Origin of the sequence: Paenibacillus sp. FSL H8-0122 (genome assembly GCF_038005345.1) — a bacterium.
Lineage (GTDB): Bacteria > Bacillota > Bacilli > Paenibacillales > Paenibacillaceae > Paenibacillus_AQ.
Genome location: NZ_JBBOTB010000001.1, coordinates 3,427,046 through 3,446,822 on the forward strand (window position 1 = coordinate 3,427,046; position 19,777 = coordinate 3,446,822).

A 19,777-nucleotide genomic window follows, 5' to 3' on the forward strand; every position below is an offset into this window, starting at 1 on the left:
TCCCGGCAGCCCGGCTGAAGCTTATCTCTGTTCTATTATTTAGAGCCTTTATCCTTGCCGGGCTTGTTGTCAGAGCCCTTACCGTTACCTTTTCCCTTACTGTTACCCTTGCTGAGGGCGGAAGCCAGCTCATTGTTATTCTGTCCGTTACCCGGAACATAACCCGTCTGGTCCGTCTCGCCCGTCACCTCTCCTTCTCCAGTGTCCGGCGGAATAATCGCCGGCTCTGCTGTCGGCTCGGGAGCCGGAGTCTCAGTAGGCTGAACAGACTCGGTAGGAGCAACTGTCGGTGCAGGCGTCTGTGTCTCCACCGGAGGCGATTCAGGCTGCTGCACCGTGTTATTCTTGACATCCACATAGGTGATCGGGTAAGTCTCCAGGAACTCCCCGTCCCGGTATACAGATACCATGCCGTCTTTATTAGGGGCAAGCAGCATATTTACGGACAAGGTCTGGCTTTTACCAATCGTGCGCGTGCCCCACTCCTGGTTCTCGCCTCCATTGCGCGCATCCGCAAACACAATACGGATCTTGCTCTTCTTGCCGTCTGCAACTGGTGCAACCGGAACATTGAACGTAAATTCCAGAGCCTCCGGCGGGTACCCTGTGCTGATGTAGATCGTAATCTTCTCGCCTGGAGGGACCAGATCCCCTGCCTCATAGGCCCACTGCTTCGTAACCTCACCCTTCTTGTAAGTGAAGCTTGGCTCTTCCTTGACCGCATCCAGCACTAGACCTACACTCTCCAGCGCAGCCTTGGCTTCCTTCTCCGTCTTCCCGATGAGATCCGGCATCTGGGTGCTCTCTTTGCCTTTGCTCACGATCAGCTTGACGGTTACCGTCTCAGGATCATATTCAGTGTCTGCGGCAGGCTCAGAGCTAATGACCTTACCCTTGGCAAATTCCTCACTGAAGCGTTCATCAGGAGTGATTCTGCTCTGGGCTATGCCAAGCGCGATTAACTCCTTGACGGCATCGTCATAACTCAGGTTAGAGACATCCTTAAGCTTAGGCAATACCTTGGCAGCACTTACCGTCAGGATAATATGAGTTCCTTCTTTGACCATCGTATTGGTCTTGTTCTGCTTCCAGACAATATTCTCTTCGAAATTAGGATTATACTCAACCAGCGCAGGCTCCTCGGCAAACAGCCCCACAGCCTCAAGCTCAGCCTTGGCCTCCTGGAAGGTCTTCCCCGTCACCGCAGGCACCGAGACTTCATCGACCGACAGCTTGGAATTGACATACCATACAATTCCGGTCATGGCGATTAACACGACCAGCGTAAGGCTGATCCACAGCGCTGCACGGCCCTTGCGCTTCACAGCAGCAGGCGGCGGAGCTTCCTCCATACTGCGGATTCGCTCCTCTCCGCCGCCACGGCTGCTTAGCCCGCGCTGCAGCGGCTTGATCGCCGGAATGATGCGTGTTCTGTCCTCATCATCATCGTCCTGGAACAGCATCTTGGCTTCGCTGCGCCGTTCAGGCAGCAGACAGGTCTCCAGATCCTGCAGCATTTGCTTGGCAGACTGGTAGCGCTCCTCCGGGTTCTTGCGCATCGACTTCAGGATTACATTCTCCACGCTTTGCGGAATCAGCGGATTCAGCAGTCGCGGCTCCTCGAATTCCTCCTGCAGATGCTTCAGCGCCACGCTGATCGGACTCTCCCCTAAGAAAGGCAATACACCCGTAAGCATCTGATACAGTACGATGCCCAGGGAGTAGAGGTCCGACTTCTCGCCTGTAGTTACGCCCTTGGCATGCTCCGGCGAGAAATAATGCACAGAACCGACCACAGAGCCTGTCTGGGTAATCGTCGTGGAGGTAACGGCCCGGGCGATCCCGAAGTCGGTAACCTTAACCCGCCCGTTACGGCCGATCAGAATATTATGAGGCTTAATATCGCGGTGTATAATCTGGTTCATATGCGCATGATCCAGCGCATCACAAATCTGCGAGGCAATCCGCACGGATTCATCCACCTGCATCGGTGCCCGCTCTTTGATAATCTCATTCAGGTTCTTGCCTTCAATATATTCCATAACGATATAATGGACTTCATCTTCCTGGCCGACATCGTATATGCTGACTACGTTGGGATGAGATAATGATGCAGCTGATTGCGCCTCCCGCCGGAACCGGCGGATGAATTCCTCATCATGCACAAATTGATTGCGCAGTACTTTGATAGCAACATTCCGGTTAAGCAGAATATCATGGGCTCTATAGACAAGCGCCATGCCTCCTCCGCCGATCCGTTCGATGACTTGGTAACGGCCGCCCAATTCGTGACCGATCATCTTTCCCACTCCTTTGTCTCGGGCACTGCGGCCTCTCCTTGGTGTTCCAGCATAGCAACGCTTATATTATCGCTGCCGCCCGCAAGCAATGCCAGTTGAAGTAATCGCTCTGCTCTTTCTTCCAGAGATATTTCATTAATTCCGGCTACCTTGCCCAGATGCTCCAGACTGACATAATTGCTGAGTCCATCACTGCACAGCAGCAGGAGCTCACCAATTGCAAGCGTAACATGTGCCAGATCCGCGGATACCACTGTATCCGTCCCCAGCGCCCTGGTAAGCACATTGCGGCGCGGATGATTATCCAGCTCCTCCAGACTGATCTGGCCGTTCCTGAACAGCTCATTCACCAGCGTATGGTCCTCGGTTAGCTGCCTGGCTTCACCGTCCCGGATCAGATAAGCCCTGCTGTCTCCGATATGGCCGATATAGCCTGCCGACCCTTTCAGCAGTGCAGCAACGATGGTGGTCCCCATATTATGGAGCTTCTCATCGCTCTGAGCTTCTCTGTGAACTGTGTTATTGGCTTCCATGATGGCGGTAGTCAGCGCTTCCTTCAGCTCTGCCTCCGGGAGATCAGGCTCCAGCTGGTCCAGAATACCCCTGACCGTCTCAAGTGCAAGCCTGCTCGCGGTATCGCCAGCCAGATGCCCCCCCATCCCGTCGGCAATAATGCCGAGGGTATAACCGTGGCGCGTAGCGCCGATCCAGACTGAATCCTCATTGACGGTACGTACCCGGCCAATGTCGCTGGCTTGAACTGTTCTGATCAAATATCCTCACCCCAACTCCATATGTTTGGCGCGCAGCTGTCCGCATGCGGCCGCAATATCATGGCCCTGCTCACGGCGGATGGTAACATTCACGCCATGATCGGCCAGTATACGCTGAAATTCAAAGATATCATTGCGGGAAGTCCGGACATACTTGCGCTCAGGCACATGATTGACCGGAATCAGGTTCACATGGCAGAGCATGGTCTTGAGCACACCCGCCAGCTCCTCTGCATGCTCCTTCTGATCATTCACGCCGCCGATCAAGGCGTACTCGAAGCTGATCCGGCGGCCTGTCTTAGCCTGATAGTAGCGCAGGGACTCGATTACATCGTCGAACGGATAACGGCGGTTCACCGGCATCAGCTTGGAACGGAGCGTATCGTTAGGAGCATGAATCGAGATCGCCAGATTAATCTGTGTATCTTCATCCGCGAATTTGTAGATGTTCGGCACAATTCCGCTGGTGGATACGGTGATATGGCGCTGGCCAATATTCAGGCCCTTCTCATGGATCATCAGACGCAGGAATCTCATGGTTGCATCATAGTTCTCGAAGGGCTCGCCTGTACCCATAATGACAATGCTGCTTACACGTTCGCCGCGCGCATCAAGGATCTGCTGGGAACGGACAACCTGGGCAACGATCTCCCCTGCAGTCAGGTCCCGCTTGAGACCGCCAAGGGTAGAGGCACAGAAGGTACAGCCGATCCGGCAGCCTACCTGGGTGGTCACACAAACACTGTTGCCGTAATTATGCTTCATAATAACTGTCTCAATCGCATGATCATCATGCAGACCGAACAGGAATTTCACGGTGCCGTCCTTGGACTCCAGCTTCGTAATCTCGGTGAGTGCCGATATACTGAACTGATCAACCAGCTTGGCTCTGAGTGCCTTGGAGAGGTTGCTCATGGATTCGAAGTCATTGACCCGCTTCACATACAGCCAGTCAAAGATCTGCCCGCCGCGAAAAGCCGGCTCTCCGTTGTCCTTGGCCCATTGCTGCAACTCTTCTAAAGAAAAATCATATATTAAAGGTTTCATTGTATTTTTGCACCTGTGCTTTCATAAATTATATGCGTATTGTTTCTCATTCTTCCTATTTTAACACAAAACTCAGAACCGGTAAAAGAAAAGCCCGCCGCGCGGAGGATTCTGCGGGCGGGAAGCTGTAGTCCTGAAGCACAATCACTATATTACAAGAGTCGCTCCAGCCGGGCAATATAGAAGCCGTCGCTGCCATAATGATGCGGGAGCAGCTGTATGCCGTCACCGGCAGCAAGCGCGGTTCCTTCCAGCCGCTCCCAGACGGCTGACTTGAAGCTGACCTGCGCGAAGCCGGGATTGAGCTCCAGGAAAGCAGCGACAACCCGGCTGTTCTCCGCCTGCTCGGTAGTACACGTGCTGTAGACCAGCACGCCTCCCGGCTTCAGCAGCCCGGAGACCGATTGCAGCAGCTCAAGCTGCAACGCAGCTACGCTGGCAATATCCTCCGGCTGCTTGCGCCATTTCAAGTCAGGCTTGCGGCGGATGACCCCAAGCCCCGAGCAAGGAGCGTCCAGCAGAATCCGGTCATAGGATTCCGGCTGGAGGGCTGCACCCAGCTCCAGGGCATCCCCGCTTGCGGTGGTAATGCATTCCAGGCCGAGGCGTGCTGCCTGCTCGGCAATCAGCCCCGCTTTATGCTCATGCAGGTCATTGGCCAATATGGAGCCTTCGTCCTTCATCAGCTCGCCCATATGGGCGCTTTTGCCGCCGGGGGCAGCGCAGCAGTCCAGCACCTTCATCCCGGCTTCGGGAGCGACAACCTCGGCTACCAGCATGGAGCTCTCATCCTGAACGGACAGATAGCCGTCCCGGTACCAGGAGGTCAGCGCCAGATTGCCGCCGCCTCTGATGACCAGCCCGGCAGGACTCACCTTTGATTCTGCGGCATCCAGACCGGCTTCAAGCAGTTCTGCCAGCATGGCCTCCCGGCTAATCATCGTTGTATTGACACGGACACTGACTGCGGGCGGCTCATTATTCGCCGCACACATGGCTTCTGCCGTATCCGGGCCGTATTCCGCCGACCAGCGCTGCACCATCCACAGGGGATGGGAGTGCAGGATGGATATCCGCTCTTCCCGGCTCAGCCCCTCAGGCAAGACCGGCAGCTCTCCCGCCCGCAGCACACTGCGCAGCACGCCATTGACCATACCCGAGATGCCCTGATGGCCGCGTCGCTTGGAGATATTCACAGCCTCGTTAACGGCTGCATGCGAAGGAACCCGGTCCAGATACATGATCTGGTACAGGCTTAACCGCAGCAGACTCCGTACCCAGGGCTCCAGCTTGGCCATCCCTTTGCTGACGAAGCTGCTGAGGACATAATCGAGGGTAATCATCCGTGAGAGGGTTCCGTACACCAGCTCTGTAGCAAGTCCCGTATCCTCCCGGCTGAGGTCCGCTTTCTGGAGGCTGCTTCCCAGCAACAGGTTACTGTAAGCACCCTGTTGCTCTACGCGCACCAGAATATCAAGAGCAACCTCCCGCGCAGAAGCTGGCGCAGCAGGCTTGCCGCCCGGCCGATTCCGGCCCGCTCCGCCGGTTCTGCCGGGGGCAGGCTTTGTGCCGGAGGCCGCAGGCTGATTGCCGGAAGTACGCGGACGCGGTCCGCCGCCTCCCTTACCGCCCGCGCTCAACCGAGCACCGTGCCGGGTGCGAGGGTTGCACCACGGCTGAAGTCGGCTGCGCTCATGGCTTTTTTGCCGGCAGGCTGGACGCTTGTAAGCCGCAGCGTCCCGTCACCGGTCTTCACCTCAACGCCGCGTTCGCTCACGGACAGCACGGTGCCCGGAGCCGCGCTACCGCCCGGCTGTTCCTCCGCCTGCGGCTTCACCGCCGCCCATGCCTTGAAGGTCTCGCCGTTCCACAGGGTGAACGCACCCGAGAACGGCACCAGGCCGCGAATCTGGTTGTATAGCTCCAGCGAGCCCCGGCTCCAGTCGATCCGTTCATCTTCCCGGTTTAGATTCGGCGCATAGGTTGCTTCACTGTCATCCTGCACGGCAGCTTCTACACGGCCGGCAGCCAGTCGCGGCATCTCTGTCTTGAGGAGCTCCCGTCCGGCCACGCTTAGCTTCTCGAACAGCGTGCCTGAAGTATCGTCATCCTCTATCGCTACCTCCACCCGCGAGATCATATCTCCGGTGTCCAATCCTTCCGCCATATACATCAGCGTCACACCGGTCACCTTCTCGCCGTTCATGATACAGCGCTGTATCGGAGCACCGCCCCGGTACTTGGGCAGCAGTGAGCCATGAACATTCACACATCCGTTCGCCGGCAGCTCCAGAACGCTCTTCGGAAGAATCTGTCCATAAGCGGCGGTAACAATCAGATCCGGCTCATAGGCCGCCAGCTCAGCCACCGATTCAGGGCGGCGCAGCCGTTCGGGCTGCAGAACCGGCAGTCCCAGCTCCAGTGCAGCCGCCTTCACCGGGGATGGGGCCAGCGTCTTCTTGCGGCCTTGCGGCCGGTCCGGCTGAGTCACCACAGCCACTACCTCATAGCCCTCTTCCAGCAGCATCCGCAGGGAGGGGACTGCAAAGGCCGGTGTTCCCATGAACACTATTCTCATTTCATTCACTCCTCAGTTTCACTGCGTTCTGCTGTGTATTCATAGACCTTCTCAGCAATATCTGTGAACAGCACGCCATTCAGGTGATCGATCTCATGCTGAAAAGCCCGGGCCAGCAGGCCGCTTCCGGTAATGGTCACTTCCTCGCCCTCGCGGTTCAGGCCACGTACAGTTACTGTCTCCGCACGGCGGACATCCCCGTTCAGGCCGGGAATACTCAGGCAGCCTTCGGGTCCGAACTGTTCCCCCTCCATGCTGAGAATCTCGGGATTGATCAGCTTGATCAATCCATGCTCCTCATCGGCATCGATTACAATCAGCCGCTTCAGGATTCCTACCTGCGGAGCTGCGAGACCTACGCCTTCCGCGTCATACATCGTATCTGCCATATCATCGAGCAGTTTTTGTACATTGGGGGTAACGGTGGTTACCGTCTTCGCTTTTTTGTGCAATACTTCATCCGGTTCTTTCACAATCAGCCTGATTGCCATTTACACTAACACCATCCTTGTTCAAATATAAGAATGTATCTGTCTCACGCTATACATTATCCTTCTATTTCTTGCCGAAACGGCAGGGCAAAACCGCCTTACCATTGTAACACGCCCGGGAATTACATCAACATCTGCGGATCGACATCGATGCTGATCTGCAGTCCCTTATCGCGGACAGAATCCTCCAGCTCCTCCGCCACCTGGCGGGCCAGTGCAATGGCGTCAATCGCACCGCGCCATTTGATAATGCACTGGAACCGGTAACGCCCCTTCAGCCGGGGCAGCGGCGAGGCGACCGGTCCCAGCAGATCCAGCGCATCCGAGGAGAGCTTGTCCAGGCTGCCGTACCAGCGCAGCTGTCTGGCTTTGCCCTGAATGCTGAGCGCATAGTTCTCTGCAAGCTTCAGCAGCAGCGGAAGCTGCTCATGCGACAGGGTAACCAGAATCAGCCGGCAATACGGCGGGTAATGCAGCTCTTTGCGGTGCTTCAGCTCGTCCCGGACGAATGAACGGTAATCATGCCCGCTGGCGTGGATAATCGAATAATGCTCCGGTGTATACGACTGGACCACCACCTCGCCGGGGAGCTGGTGCCGCCCCGCACGGCCGGCAACCTGCGTCAAGAGCTGAAAGGTCTTCTCCGCCGCCCGGAAATCAGGCAGATTGAGCGCAGAATCCGCAGTAATGACCCCAACCAGTGTTACATCAGGGAAGTCGAGTCCTTTGGCGACCATCTGTGTACCTAGCAGCACATCGGCCTTCTTGTCCCTGAATTGGTTCAGGAGCTTCTCATGCGAGCCCTTCTCCGTGGTCGTGTCCACATCCATACGTATAACCCGGATACCAGGGAACAGCTTGCCCAGCTCTTCTTCTACCCGTTGTGTGCCTGTCCCGAAGAAGCGGATATGCTCACTGCCGCATTCCGGGCATATCTTGGGCGCAGGTTCTGCATGCCCGCAGTAATGGCAGCGCAGATTGTCGCTGCGGCTGTGATAGGTCAGCGAGATATCACATTCCGGGCAGCCGGCAACGTAGCCGCAGCTCCGGCACATGACGAAGGTCGAGAAGCCTCTGCGGTTGAGCAGCAGCACTGTCTGTTCGCCGCGCTCCAGCCTGCTCACCAGAGCGGCATGCAGACTGCGGCTGAACATGGAGCGGTTACCTTCCTTCAGCTCCTCACGCATGTCAACGACAGCCACCTTCGGCAGCTCGTTGCCCAGTGCGCGGCTCGGCATCTCCAGCAGAATCGGCGAGAAGTGGATGTCACTCTGCGATCTGGCGGCATGATAGCTCTCCAGTGAAGGTGTTGCAGAGCCCAGAATTACCACGGCCCCGCCCTGCTCTGCCCTGCGGACAGCCACATCACGGGCATGGTATTTCGGATTCTCCTCCTGCTTATATGATCCTTCATGCTCTTCATCCATAATAATCAGACCCAGATTGGCGAACGGGGCGAACACCGCAGAGCGGGCTCCCACCGCAACCATTGCCTTGCCTTCCCGGATCTTCCGCCACTCGTCATAGCGTTCACCCACAGACAGCCGGCTGTGCATCACCGCCACCCCGCTGCCGAACCGGCCCTTGAACCGTTCCACCATCTGCGGAGTCAGTGCAATCTCGGGTACCAGCACCACTGCCTGCCGACCCTGCTCAATGCAGCGCTGGATCGTCTGCAGATAGATTTCCGTCTTCCCGCTGCCGGTCACCCCGTGCAGCAGGAAGACTTCATGCGTCTGCTGCTCAACAGTGCCCACAATCCGCTTATAGACAGCCTCCTGCTCCGCTGTCAGCGGAAGCGGGGTGCTAGGCTTGAAGTCCCGTCCCCGGTAGGGGTCACGGTAGACTTCGATTTCGCTGATCTCTATATACCCTTTGTCCGCAAGCGTCTTGACCGTGCCCGCAGTGACCTGAAGAATCGCCAGAATATCCTTGAGCGGCATCGGCAGCATGGCTTCCATATCAATCAGGTAGGAGAGCACTTCCTTCTGGCGCGCTGAACGCGCCGGGAAGCTGGAGAGCGACTCCCGGGCTGCTGACAAGCCAATAGCCAGGTCAACGGCCTTGAGCTTCTTTTTGCCCATCTTATCCTTGATCGACTGGCTCTCTGCCAGGACTCCGCGCCGCACCATGAACTTAACCGTCTCCGCAGCCTCGGGGAAGGTACGGGTCAGCAGCTTCATGGATACTTCGCTGTGACGCCTAACGAAGTCAATAATCTGCTGTTCTTCGTTATCCGCCTCAAGAAAGAGCGGAAACAGCTCATCTGCGGGAGCGCTGGACGCTTCCTCTGAATCTCCAAGCGAGATCAAACGCTCGGCTTTGCCCTTCAGGGCAGTCGGAAGCATCGCCTGCAGTGCGGAGATCCGTCTGCAGGCGTATCTTTGGCTCATCCAGTCGGCTAGCTCAACCAGCTCCGGCGATAGGGGAGGAAGCAGATCCAGTACTTCTACAATCGGCTTCATCCGGGAGACACTGCCGGTCTCCCCTGATTCCAGGGACACTACGAACCCCTGGACCGTACGGGGGCCGAACGGAACAGCGACTCTGCTGCCCACCTCAATCCACAGCTTCAGAGCATCCGGGATAATATAGTCAAACGGCCGGTCGGTGCTGCGTACAGGAACATCGACAATGACCTTGGCAATATCCATTATAATAAGGCTCCGGCAACACGCTCAGCCGCCAGCCGCAGAATCCGGCGCGCCACCTCATCCTTGGAAGCCAGCGGAAGATCCAGCACCAGGCCTTCGGCATCATACACTTTGACAATGTTGGTATCCGTGCCGAATCCCGCACCCTCCATGGCCACATCATTCGCTACAATCAGATCGAGGTTCTTGCGGACCAGCTTGTCCTTGGCATAGACCTCGGCATTTCCGGTCTCGGCGGCAAAGCCGATCAGGAACTGCTTGTCCTTGATTCTGCCCAGGCTCTCCAGAATATCAGTCGTCTTCACCAGCTCAAGCGTCATGGTGCTGCCGCTCTTCTTAATCTTCGAGTCGCTGCTCTCGCGTGGACGGTAATCCGCAACCGCCGCTGCTTTCACAAGAATATCGCAATTACTCCAGCGGGCCATGACTGCATCGTGCATCTCCTGTGCTGACTGGACGCGGATCAGATCGATACCGGCATCACGGGGCGGCGCCTCATCGGTACGCGCGGCAATCAGCGTCACCGCAGCACCCATGGCACGCGCGGCGCGCGCGAGGGCGAAGCCCATTTTACCCGAGGAATCATTGGAGATATACCGGACAGGATCAATACGTTCTACCGTGCCTCCTGCGGTAATCACCACTTTTTTACCGGCAAGCGGTCCGGAGGTCTTCTCCTTCTGCAGTACAAAAAAATTCTCAACCACCTTCACAATCTCTTCCGGCTCCTCCAGCCGTCCCTTGCCCACATACCCGCAGGCCAGCAGCCCTTCACCGGGCTCAATAAACTGAACACCTCTGTTATAAAGGATATCCATATTGCTGAGGACCGCCGGATGCTGATACATATGAACATTCATCGCTGGAGCTACCATAATAGGCGCTGTTGTGGCAAGAAGCGTGGTGGAGAGCATGTCGTCTGCCAGCCCGTGGGCCATCTTGGCAATAATGTTGGCCGTAGCCGGCGCAATCAGGACCAGGTCGGCGGCATCCGCCAGATCAATATGTGAAATCGAGGACGGATCGCGTTCCTGGAACGTATCACTGTACACCCGCTGCTTCGACAATGACTGGAGCGTCAGCTCCGTAATGAACTGCTTGGCCGATGACGTCATAATGACATGCACCTCGGCGCCCTTCTGGGTAAGCTTGCTGGTCAGCGCCGCGGCCTTATACGCAGCAATCCCGCCGGTAATTCCGAGTATAATCGACTTCCCTTGTAAGCTCTTCAATCTGATCTCCCTCCGTTCCTCAATCTGCACCCATTCTATATTCTGCTATGAAAAGAAGAAATGAAAATCTTCATATTTACGGCTTCGTTATGTCATATTTACGCTAAAAGAAGTCTGTGCTTCACATGATCCTTATATATAGAGAAAAAAATAACAACCTTCCGGTTGTCAGGAACAGCCCGGTACGGGCCATTATCACTTCATTGTGCAGCTTCAGCGGGCAGAAACGGCTGCGCCGCCCTTATTCAAGGGACGGCACCATTTCAGGGGACTATTCCTCGCCGCGCGTTACTATAATGCGGTCTTCATAGATTTCTTCAAGTGCAACCCCAACGAATTTGTGGGATTTCGGAGCGATGATATCGGTCTTTCCGCCTTCACGGAGTGCTCTGGCCCGGCGGGCTGAAGCGACTACCAGGGAATACTTGCTGTCGACCTTAGTCACCAGTTCGTCAATGGATGGATATAGCATGTAAGGCACCTCTTCATCTTTTACTGTGGATAGTGTACCAATCCTGTAGAACCGATCATCTCACCTTACAATGTTCGGCGATAATAATACTTTCTATTCGCTTGCAGGCCAGATCAATCTCATCATTCACCACGGCATAATCATAGTGCCGGATCAAACCGATCTCATCCTCGGCCACAGACATGCGGTGGCTGATCACATCAGGATGCTCTGTTCCGCGTCCGCGAATACGGTCCTTCAACTCGTCCATGGACGGAGGGAGAAGGAACACAAAGATCCCTTCGGGGAATTTCTCTTTGACCTTGAGTGCTCCCTGAACCTCAATCTCCAGAATAATATCTCTTCCGCTCTCGAGGGTTCTCTCTACAAAGTCACGCGGAGTACCGTAATAATTGCCTACGTACTCCGCATATTCCAGCAGCTTGTCGCCTTCGATCATGTCGGCGAACTGCTCTCTGGATTTGAAAAAATAATTGACTCCGTTCTCTTCACCTGCACGCGGAGAGCGTGTGGTGGCAGAAACGGAATAGACGAGTTCAGGCATCTTCGGCCGCAGCGCTGTGCATACCGTGCCTTTGCCGACACCGGAAGGGCCGGATAGTATAATCAGCAATCCTTTTGACATAGTACACTCCAATTGTTGTTATTCGTCGTTATCGTCGTCTTTGCTGGATAGGCGGTGAGCTACCGTCTCAGGCTGTACAGCCGAGAGAATCACATGGTCGCTGTCGGTAATAATGACAGCCCGCGTCCGCCTCCCGTAGGTGGCATCGATCAGCATATGCCTGTCTCTGGCCTCCTGGATAATTCTCTTAATCGGTGCCGATTCCGGGCTGACAATGGAAATAATACGGTTCGCTGACACGATATTCCCAAAGCCGATGTTGATTAATTTGATTGCCATGTTCCGGTTGTTCCCCCCATAAGTAACATCATAGCTTGCTCCCTGGCTCCTGTCATTCCAGGTTCGCCGCCTGCTCCCGAATCTTCTCGAGCTCCGCCTTCATATCAAGCGTCAGATTCACAACCGCCAGATGACTGCACTTCGACCCTATTGTGTTGGTCTCCCTGTTCATCTCCTGGATGAGAAAATCAAGCTTGCGTCCGGCAGGCTCGCTGCCCAGCAGCAAGGCCCGGCACTGGCCGAAATGGCTGTGAAGCCGGGTCAGCTCCTCATCTATATTGCAGCGGTCGGCGAAAATAGCCATCTCCATGCCGAATTTATGCTCATCCCAGGGGAAGCTCCCGTCATTCAGCAGGTTTAGCCGTTGCCGCAGCTTCTCGCGCTGCTCCTCTACAACCAGAGGCGCATATCTGCTGATTCCGGCATGCAGCTCTTCCAGACGGTCAAGTCTGCGCGTCAGATCGGCCGCCAAATAGGAGCCTTCCCGCCCGCGCATCTCCAGCAGGGCCTCCAGACTAAGCTGGAGACCCTGCTCCAGAAGATCTGCAAGTTCTCCGGAGGAGTCAGCAGCAGCCGTCTCTTCCTTCGGTTCCATTACACCGGGCATAGCAAGGATATCCCGCAGGGACAACTCTCCCTTGAAGCCATACTCCCGGACCAGTACCTCCGCTGCATCCAGATAGGAGCTCACCCTGCGGCGGTCCAGCACATGCGTGTCAGCCGCCCCGTCGGTGAGTTCTCTATTAATAATAACATCTACCCGTCCCCGTCTGATATGAGCCTGAACCATTCTGCGCAGCCTATCCTCATACCCCGTCCATTCCCTGGGCAACCGCAGCACAACTTCGCAGTACCGGTTATTCACCGATTTGACCTCGAAGGTTATCTTGTGCCCGCCGTATTGCAGGGCTGACTGACCGTATCCGGTCATACTATATGACAACGGAATCACATCCATTACACTATTGTAATTGATTATTACTAGCGAAACAAGGGGGATAACTTACGTCCTTGCTTCTCCCAAATATACTCCAGCAGCTGGACACTCATATCATAGAACATAAACGGCGTAATCAGATAGATTCCGTTAAAATGTGCAATCGCCGCATCCAGCAGCTCCTTGGCGATCAGCACCCCTTCGGCCCGGCCCGCCTCGCCTTCGAGTCCGGCCATCCGGCTGCGGACCTCGGCGGAGAGCTGAATGCCGGGAACCTCATTATGCAGATACTCTGCATTGCGTCCGCTGGCCAGCGGCATAATGCCGATGAAGATCGGAATATCCAGGTGCTCGGTAGCCTTGGCAATCCGGGCAATCAATTCAGGATCATACACGGGCTGGGTCATAATATAATCCGCACCCGAGGCAATCTTCTTCTCCAGGCGCTCGACCGCTTTGTCCAGATGCTTGACATTGGGATTGAATGCTGCGCCGATGACGAACTTCGCGTTCTGCTTGAGCGGCTTGCCGGAGAAGGCCACGCCGTCATTGAGCTGCTTGATCATACGTATAATTTCAAATGAAGTCAGGTCATAGATCGAGCTTGAGCCGGGCAGATCCCCGAACCGGGCAGGATCTCCGGTCACGGCCAGCACATGGTCAATTCCCAGCGCGTCAAAGCCCATCAGATGCGACTGGGTGCCAATCAGATTGCGGTCACGGCAGGCAATATGCACCAGCGGCCGCAGGCCTGTGCGGGCCTGTACCAGATGCCCCAGCGCCATATTGCTCATCCGGGTGACAGCAAGCGAATTATCGGCCAGCGTCAGCGCATCGGCTCCGGCCCGGCGCAGCGCCTCTGCCCCCTTCATGAACTTCGCGATGTCCAGATCGCGCGGAGGGTCAAGCTCTACGATAACGGTATGGCGTTCCTTGACCAGATCGACAAGCGTCGGTTCCCCGCCTCCCTGTCCCCCGTCATCCGCCAGATGCTCCTGCACCGCAATGCTCTCAGGCGCACTGAAGGCAGCGGGCTCAGGCAACGGCACCACCGTATAGCCCTTCAGGGCAGCGGAGATTTCAGCGATATGCTTAGGAGTGGTGCCGCAGCAGCCCCCGATAATCCGGCTGCCCATATCCGCGAACACCGGTGCCATCTGGCCGAAATACTCCGGTGATGCCCCGTAGCGGTATTGGCCGTCTACATAATCGGCTACGCCCGCATTCGGATAGATCGACACCGGCAGCGCCAGCTTGCCCTGCAGCGTACCCAGCGCACGCTTGATCCCGTTCGGTCCGGTGTTGCAGTTGAAGCCGATCACATCCGCTCCGTCCTGCTGCAGAATATGGAACGCTTCCGGCAGGGTTAATCCGTCCAGCGTCCGCGCTGAATCGTCCACAGCCAGCTGGCAAATTACGGGCAGTGTACTTAGCTTACGCACAGCCTTCAGCGCCAGATGAAGCTCCTCGACATCATAGAAGGTCTCCAGCATGATCCCGTCCGGCGCTTCCTCCAGGAGCGCAGCAATCTGCTGTGAGAAGAATTTCTTCAGCTCGGAGGAGGACAGATTGGCCCGTTTGCCGGCGCGGATCGAGCCGATGGCTCCGACTACATAACCGTTCTCGCCGGCAGCCCGGCGGGCAATGCGGACCCCCGCACGGTTGATGTCCGCCACCTTGGCCTCCAGTCCGAACTTCGACAGCTTGTCGTAGTTCGCGGAGTAGGTATTACTCTCCAGCAGTACAGCACCTGCATTGATATAGCTCCGGTGCACATCCTCAATGACCTCCGGTGAGGTCAGATTCAATTCCTCGTAGGAGATGCCGACAGGGAAACCCTTTTGATACAAAAAAGTTCCCATCGCTCCGTCTCCGACCAACACATTATTCTCCCATGCAGAGCGCAAATCCGGCTTCACCGCAAGAACCTCCCCTTGACTGACATTAGTTTCATACTAATGTAACATAAATCGGGATGGATGATAAGCTTTAGCGGGCAAAAGAGGCGACCGTCCGTTATTCTTGTATGCCAGTCCGGCAAATGATTCATACTACGCTTAATCTTGCCAAAAGGAGAGTGTAGGAATGAAGAAAAAAATAAGAAAACTGCTGCTGCGCAAATATGCCGTAATTCTCCTGCTGTCAGCGCTCTCGCTGCTGTACCTGTACCTGCTGGACTTGATGTTAGGCTACGGCGCGGAGAATATCCGCTATATTCTGAATTATCTGCTCTATACTACTTCGGAGAAGCTGACTGCGGCTGTACTGGTGCTGCTGATGATCGTGCCGGATGCCATCTATTGGGTGAGCGGCCGTCAGCCCGGCCGGGGAGCGGAGAAATGATCACGAACCGCCGTCACGATGACCAGCAGCGCCGGAATGACTATCATTAAATAAGGATATACCCTATACAGCAGGGTCCCGCCCTCATCGAGATGTTCAATGAAGCTGCGTGCATCCAGCATGGAGGTGAAGAGGATGATCAGTCCGCAGGGATAGAGCATTCTCCGGTACGGCAGCTTGAACAGGTCCGAGATTCCGATCAGCGCGGCAGCAAAGAAGACGGCCATTTTGAAAAACACCCCGATAATCAGCACCATAACCACGAAAATATCCACCCGCTGGATGATATCCGAAACGGAGATCTTGCTGATTGTCGGCATCAGCGGGAGCGGTGAACGCTCAACAATGTCAGCACCCAGAACCGAAACATTCAGCGCCATCGTGAAGCTGAGCAGCAGCGCGGAGAACACCATGGCGGCGGCGATGATCCACGGTCCTTTTTTGACACTGGACAAATACGGCATCAGCATAGTGAAGCACACCATCTCCCCGAACGGAAACATATAATTCTGATGAATCACCGAGCTAAGCACGGGCTGGAAGCCATTCTCCAGTACAGGGAACAGTCTGTGCAGATTGATTGTACCGGAGAGTATCAGCATCACTGCCCCGAACAGACCGATCCCCAGAACGGCAAACGCAAATACCATGGACGTTCTGCCCAGCACCTCAACTCCCTTATGCAGCACATAAGCTCCCGAGAGCAGCATCAGGGCGCTTAAGATGAACAGCGGAGTATGATGCATGGTCGACATTGCGAGCATGGTGCTGCCATCGCGCAGATCCCGGGCGGCCAGGTTTATGTAGAGAATAATATAGAGCAGGCCTACCGGTGCCCCGATATATTTTCCGAGAATTTGCCGTGTATAGGCTGTAAAAGGCTGGTCCGGGTGCTTACGGTACAGATAGGCGTATCCCGTGAACATGATCAGCCCCGCCGCGCAGCCGATCAGGATCGAGAGCCAGGCATCCCGGCCTGCCCCCATTCCCAGATTAACCACCAGCGCCGTGCCCAGCTCGAACAGCACCGTCAGGCTGAAGAATTCGACGAGTCCGATTTTGACCTTACCCATATTCTGTGGACCTCCTCACCTGGTTACCCTACCGGCAGACTTAATGAATCTGAAAAGAGTTGCTGCGCATATCCGTATGCCGTATGACCACATCCGCATCGAACCGGATTTCACAGTCTGCGAATACGTCCTCCCAGTGGTCCCTGACCTTCTTCCAGCCGCGCGGGTCCTTCCGCTGCAATGCCCGTCCAAAGCCGAGATAATCGCTGCCCAATTCTTTGGCGGTACTTATAGCTGCTTGGATATGCTTCACGCTTTCTTTTATAAGCCGGTCTGACAGCTCTTCCAGCACTTTAGGCGAGGTAAGATCGAGCGGATACGGAGCTTCCTTGAGCGCAGCCTGCTGCGTGATCTTGACCGTAAAGACAGTATGCTCCGGGTCAGACGAATTGACTGCAAGCGATACCTGGGACTGATAGATGTTGAAGGAGAGATAGCCGCCCTCCTGCTGCTTGAGCAGAACCGGGAATTCTTTGATCCGATTATGCAAAAGAACGGTACCGAGAGCAGCGTCACCCGTAAGCCAGCCCTTCAGCTTGTCATCCTTGAACGCCGCAAGGGAGGAGACTCTCAGGATCGACCGGGGTTCGATATTCTTCAGGCTCTCATTGCTGCCCGATGACGGAGTCCACTCTCCTCTGGTGTATACCCCGTTGATCACCGGACCGCCTCCTCTGATCTGAATCCCCCGAATCACATCATCCACGGCCATCCGGAAGTTATAGCCGAACTGCTTGGAGGTCGTCTCCAGCTTCTCTACCAGATCATTGGCCGGGATTTTGCTGAATACGGTCATTGTGGACATGATCTCACGCGCAGGCTGTCCCTTGGAGATGAAGATCAGGCTGTTCAGCCGGGTATCACTCTCCCGCTCCAGCACATCCAGAAGGTCCTTGATGCCTTCGCGGGCGAACGCCTCCGAGATCACCAGCACCCGCACATGGCCCAGGGAGAGGAAGCGTGCCGTCTGGCGGGAAGCGTCTGCCAGTGCCTCGAACATCGTGCGGCCTGTTCCTGTGTACAGCGCAACCGGCGATATACCTCTACTCTTCTCTCCGGAGATTTCCTCCGCCACAATCACTTGAAAGGACAGCTTGTACCGCTCAGCCTCAGTGTCTCCCTTGTCGATCGCTACCCCCGAGACAATCGCCCGCCGGTTGAGTTCAACACTGTCCCAGCAGCCGGTAAGCAGCAGCATTGGAAGGACAAACAGTACACCTATGCCGCCTAAGATTCTATTCCTCACGGTTCTCCTCCTCAGTCCTGCTATTCTTGCGGATTAACGGGGGGAGCTGCTCCTCATGACCGGTCGTTAGCAGCATGTAGTCCGGCATTTCCTCGCGCATCTGTGCCGGCGGCTTGTCTGCGCCGTTCAGCCAGAGCGGAAGTCTGAGCAACGTGTCCTTCTGCCCTTTAATGGAGAGCGGCACGAAGGGGAAAAGATAAGGAACACCGAAGGATCTCAGGCTGTTCATATGTGCTACAAGCAGAATCATGCCCAGCGTAATTCCATAGAAGCCGAATATACTGGCCAGGACCAGAAAAGCAAATCGTATAATTCTCCCGGCAATCGCCATGTTATACGCAGGAAGGGCAAAGCTGGCGATCCCGGTTAACGCCACTACGATGACCATGATGGGGGTAATAATTCCGGCCTCTACCACCGCCGTGCCCAGAATAAGCGCACCGACCACAGAGACCGTCTGCCCGATGGCGCGCGGCATGCGTACCCCGGCTTCACGCAGAATTTCAAAGGCCGTCTCCATCAAGAGCAGCTCCACAAAGGCCGGGAAAGGTACATTCTCCCGCTGGGAGAGCAGATTAATCAGCAGCGTCGTCGGTATCATCTCATAATGATAGGTGGTCAGCGCGAGGTAGACCGAAGGCCCCAGAATCAGAACGATGAAGCTCAAATAACGGACCAGCCGCATCAATATGGCAATGTCGAAACGCTGGGAATAATCCTCTGCAGATTGAAAAAACTGCGTAAACACCGCCGGGAGAATCAGCACAAACGGCGTGCCGTCCACAATAATAACCACCCGGCCTTCGAGTAGATTACCCGCAGCCACATCCGGCCGTTCCGTGTTGTAGATGGTCGGGAACGGTGTGAACGTCTTGTCCTGGATTAATTCCTCAATGTACCCGGATTCAAGTATCTCATTCAAGGCAATTTTGTTCAGACGCTCTCTGGCTTCGCGGATCAGATCCTCCCCCGCAATCCCTTTCATGTACATCAGCGCCACATGGGTATGAGTCTCGGAGCCGAGCTTCAAGACCTCCAGGCGCAGCTTGGCGGATTTGATTCTGCGGCGGATCAGCGAGATGTTCGTGGCCACCGACTCGACGAACCCGTCCTTCGGCCCCCTGACCACGAGCTGGGAGGAAGGCTCACTGACCGCCCGCTGCTCCCCGCCCCTGGTTCCGCACAGAATCGCTGACCGGCAGCCCTCCAGCAGAATCGCTGTGTCCCCGGAGAGAATAGCGAGCATGATTTCCTTCCAATTCTCCTGGAGCTCCGCATCACCTATCTCCATAGCACGGCTAAGGATCTGCTGCGGGAGCGAAGCTTGCTTCCGAGGACTGTCAGCGCCGCCAGCCGCGCTATCGAGCAACAGCTCCTCCGTATGATTCAGCAGCGAGCCCAGCACGAATTCATTCACGGAGCCTGAGTCCGCCAGCCCGCTCAGATGAACAGCAGCCGCTTCCAGCCGGCGTTCTCCCCCAATCTGGATTCTGCGGATCAGGAGATCCGGACTGCCGCCAAGCTCCGTCTGAATATGGAGCAGACTTTGGGCGACCGTATCCGCGAGGCCCAGGGCAACACCACCCTCAGGTTGTCCCGGTCCCGGTGCAGTATCTGCTCCCGCATTCTGTGCTTTTCGGCTGGACCCTGATTTCATCTCCGCTCCTCCTCCCTGATTCTATGCAGAGTTCTATTATTCGCGGATATGCCTGCCATTATTCGGCTGT

Annotated in this window: 17 protein-coding genes; 1 reads left to right on the top strand and 16 read right to left on the bottom strand. The window is 55.8% G+C overall.

The features are described 5' to 3' along the window. Nucleotides 1–35: 35 nt before the first annotated feature. From pknB to NSS64_RS15130, 13 genes are all read right to left on the bottom strand, one after another. Nucleotides 36–2,300, bottom strand: coding sequence for a Stk1 family PASTA domain-containing Ser/Thr kinase (gene pknB, locus NSS64_RS15070; protein ID WP_341140632.1), 2,265 nt, complete (start codon nucleotides 2,298–2,300; stop codon nucleotides 36–38). After that, nucleotides 2,297–3,073, bottom strand: coding sequence for a Stp1/IreP family PP2C-type Ser/Thr phosphatase (locus NSS64_RS15075; RefSeq protein WP_341140633.1), 777 nt, complete (start codon nucleotides 3,071–3,073; stop codon nucleotides 2,297–2,299). Before NSS64_RS15075 ends, pknB begins: the two co-directional genes overlap by 4 nt. Before the next feature lie 6 nt (nucleotides 3,074–3,079). Further along, nucleotides 3,080–4,120 carry a 23S rRNA (adenine(2503)-C(2))-methyltransferase RlmN gene (rlmN, locus tag NSS64_RS15080; RefSeq protein WP_036729399.1) on the bottom strand — a complete coding sequence of 347 codons (1,041 nt, stop codon included), beginning with the start codon at nucleotides 4,118–4,120 and terminating at the stop codon, nucleotides 3,080–3,082. A gap of 152 nt (nucleotides 4,121–4,272) precedes the next feature. Then, entirely contained in the window at nucleotides 4,273–5,760 is a 1,488-nt protein-coding gene (gene rsmB / locus NSS64_RS15085) for a 16S rRNA (cytosine(967)-C(5))-methyltransferase RsmB (protein ID WP_341140634.1), read from the bottom strand. Then, nucleotides 5,757–6,698 carry a methionyl-tRNA formyltransferase gene (fmt, locus tag NSS64_RS15090; protein WP_341140635.1) on the bottom strand — a complete coding sequence of 314 codons (942 nt, stop codon included), beginning with the start codon at nucleotides 6,696–6,698 and terminating at the stop codon, nucleotides 5,757–5,759. The genes rsmB and fmt overlap by 4 nt, the downstream gene beginning before the upstream one ends. A 5-nt stretch (nucleotides 6,699–6,703) precedes the next feature. After that, entirely contained in the window at nucleotides 6,704–7,189 is a 486-nt protein-coding gene (def, locus tag NSS64_RS15095; protein WP_340941326.1) for a peptide deformylase, read from the bottom strand. 122 nt (nucleotides 7,190–7,311) lie between these two features. Beyond that, the gene (gene priA / locus NSS64_RS15100) at nucleotides 7,312–9,843 is read right to left on the bottom strand and encodes a primosomal protein N' (RefSeq protein ID WP_341140636.1); all 2,532 of its coding nucleotides are present in this window, start codon (nucleotides 9,841–9,843) and stop codon (nucleotides 7,312–7,314) included. Then, nucleotides 9,843–11,075 (bottom strand): bifunctional phosphopantothenoylcysteine decarboxylase/phosphopantothenate--cysteine ligase CoaBC, encoded by a 1,233-nt coding sequence (coaBC, locus tag NSS64_RS15105; RefSeq protein WP_341140637.1) that lies wholly within the window; start codon nucleotides 11,073–11,075, stop codon nucleotides 9,843–9,845. The genes priA and coaBC overlap by 1 nt, the downstream gene beginning before the upstream one ends. A gap of 271 nt (nucleotides 11,076–11,346) precedes the next feature. Next, a complete protein-coding gene (rpoZ, locus tag NSS64_RS15110; protein WP_076074388.1) occupies nucleotides 11,347–11,547 on the bottom strand; it encodes a DNA-directed RNA polymerase subunit omega in 201 nt (66 codons plus the stop codon). A 55-nt stretch (nucleotides 11,548–11,602) separates the two neighbouring features. Next, nucleotides 11,603–12,172, bottom strand: a complete 570-nt coding sequence (gene gmk, locus NSS64_RS15115) for a guanylate kinase (RefSeq protein ID WP_036694520.1) — start codon at nucleotides 12,170–12,172, stop codon at nucleotides 11,603–11,605. A gap of 18 nt (nucleotides 12,173–12,190) precedes the next feature. Beyond that, nucleotides 12,191–12,451, bottom strand: coding sequence for an extracellular matrix/biofilm regulator RemA (gene remA / locus NSS64_RS15120; RefSeq protein WP_006209218.1), 261 nt, complete (start codon nucleotides 12,449–12,451; stop codon nucleotides 12,191–12,193). Nucleotides 12,452–12,503: 52 nt separating this feature from the next. Beyond that, complete coding sequence (locus NSS64_RS15125) at nucleotides 12,504–13,394, bottom strand: YicC/YloC family endoribonuclease (protein ID WP_340941330.1); 891 nt, start codon at nucleotides 13,392–13,394, stop codon at nucleotides 12,504–12,506. A gap of 38 nt (nucleotides 13,395–13,432) precedes the next feature. Further along, complete coding sequence (locus NSS64_RS15130; RefSeq protein ID WP_341140638.1) at nucleotides 13,433–15,307, bottom strand: bifunctional homocysteine S-methyltransferase/methylenetetrahydrofolate reductase; 1,875 nt, start codon at nucleotides 15,305–15,307, stop codon at nucleotides 13,433–13,435. Between the two features lie 166 nt (nucleotides 15,308–15,473). On the opposite strand from NSS64_RS15130, the gene NSS64_RS15135 reads away from it, so the two are divergent. Further along, nucleotides 15,474–15,731, top strand: a complete 258-nt coding sequence (locus NSS64_RS15135; protein ID WP_340992581.1) for a hypothetical protein — start codon at nucleotides 15,474–15,476, stop codon at nucleotides 15,729–15,731. Here the strand turns inward: NSS64_RS15135 and NSS64_RS15140 are convergent. Genes NSS64_RS15140 through NSS64_RS15150 form a run of 3 tightly spaced genes read right to left on the bottom strand, consistent with a single transcriptional unit; the run spans nucleotide 15,704 to nucleotide 19,707 of the window. Next, the gene (locus NSS64_RS15140) at nucleotides 15,704–16,804 is read right to left on the bottom strand and encodes a GerAB/ArcD/ProY family transporter (protein ID WP_341140639.1); all 1,101 of its coding nucleotides are present in this window, start codon (nucleotides 16,802–16,804) and stop codon (nucleotides 15,704–15,706) included. The two genes, NSS64_RS15135 and NSS64_RS15140, sit on opposite strands and share 28 nt — an antisense overlap. Nucleotides 16,805–16,844: 40 nt before the next feature. Continuing rightward, a complete protein-coding gene (locus tag NSS64_RS15145) occupies nucleotides 16,845–18,050 on the bottom strand; it encodes a Ger(x)C family spore germination protein (RefSeq protein WP_341140640.1) in 1,206 nt (401 codons plus the stop codon). Then, nucleotides 18,040–19,707 carry a spore germination protein gene (locus NSS64_RS15150; protein WP_341140641.1) on the bottom strand — a complete coding sequence of 556 codons (1,668 nt, stop codon included), beginning with the start codon at nucleotides 19,705–19,707 and terminating at the stop codon, nucleotides 18,040–18,042. The genes NSS64_RS15145 and NSS64_RS15150 overlap by 11 nt, the downstream gene beginning before the upstream one ends. Nucleotides 19,708–19,777: the final 70 nt, after the last annotated feature.

Excerpts from the sequence above, each read along its gene's own strand:
- NSS64_RS15135 (WP_340992581.1), top strand. The coding sequence starts at position 15,474 with ATGAAGAAAAAAATAAGAAAACTGCTGCTGCGCAAATATGCCGTAATT.
- NSS64_RS15140 (WP_341140639.1), bottom strand. The coding sequence starts at position 16,804 with ATGGGTAAGGTCAAAATCGGACTCGTCGAATTCTTCAGCCTGACGGTG.
- NSS64_RS15150 (WP_341140641.1), bottom strand. The coding sequence starts at position 19,707 with ATGAAATCAGGGTCCAGCCGAAAAGCACAGAATGCGGGAGCAGATACT.
- rpoZ (WP_076074388.1), bottom strand. The coding sequence starts at position 11,547 with ATGCTATATCCATCCATTGACGAACTGGTGACTAAGGTCGACAGCAAG.
- gmk (WP_036694520.1), bottom strand. The coding sequence starts at position 12,172 with ATGTCAAAAGGATTGCTGATTATACTATCCGGCCCTTCCGGTGTCGGC.
- fmt (WP_341140635.1), bottom strand. The coding sequence starts at position 6,698 with ATGAGAATAGTGTTCATGGGAACACCGGCCTTTGCAGTCCCCTCCCTG.
- pknB (WP_341140632.1), bottom strand. The coding sequence starts at position 2,300 with ATGATCGGTCACGAATTGGGCGGCCGTTACCAAGTCATCGAACGGATC.
- def (WP_340941326.1), bottom strand. The coding sequence starts at position 7,189 with ATGGCAATCAGGCTGATTGTGAAAGAACCGGATGAAGTATTGCACAAA.
- remA (WP_006209218.1), bottom strand. The coding sequence starts at position 12,451 with ATGGCAATCAAATTAATCAACATCGGCTTTGGGAATATCGTGTCAGCG.
- rlmN (WP_036729399.1), bottom strand. The coding sequence starts at position 4,120 with ATGAAACCTTTAATATATGATTTTTCTTTAGAAGAGTTGCAGCAATGG.
- priA (WP_341140636.1), bottom strand. The coding sequence starts at position 9,843 with ATGGATATTGCCAAGGTCATTGTCGATGTTCCTGTACGCAGCACCGAC.